Origin of the sequence: Bradyrhizobium sp. NBAIM08, assembly GCF_020193935.1 — a bacterium.
Classification (GTDB): domain Bacteria; phylum Pseudomonadota; class Alphaproteobacteria; order Rhizobiales; family Xanthobacteraceae; genus Bradyrhizobium; species Bradyrhizobium yuanmingense.
The window spans coordinates 1-387 of record NZ_JADYVR010001247.1 but is presented as its reverse complement, the minus strand read 5'-3'; the positions used below and the strand labels follow the sequence as shown (position 1 = coordinate 387).

1 protein-coding gene is annotated in these 387 nt (G+C 75.5%); it reads right to left on the bottom strand.

Annotation, left to right across the window (positions count from 1 at the left end; translation table 11 throughout):
* A partial coding sequence (locus I6F37_RS44360) for a PadR family transcriptional regulator (protein WP_225155038.1) occupies nt 1–387 on the bottom strand: 387 nt, incomplete at both ends.

The following is a 387-nucleotide window of genomic DNA, read 5'->3' as shown; positions in this document are numbered from 1 at the left end:
CGGCCACGGGGTCGCCGGTGGCGGCGGCGTCCAGACCGGCGGCGAGGCGTTCGGCGACCGGTTCGAACGCGACGCGCTGGGCCCGCAGGAGAGGGGCGGTGTCGACGCCGTTGACGTCGCACAACAGCAGCTTCACCATCAGCTCGCCGCGCACGTCGCGCAGGTGCTGCACCGGTTGGGTGAGCCACCGCCGGAGCATCGACCGACCGGTGCGGGTCGTGCGCAGGATCGTGCGGTTGCCGCCCGCGGTGCCGCGCTCCTCACCGGCCACCTCGGCGAGCCCGCGTTGGACCAGCTGGTCGAGCGCCCGGTAGGTCAGCGGCCGGCTGAGCGTCCACACGCGCCCGATGTCGCCGGCCGGCCCGAGCCGGGCAGCGACGTCGTAGC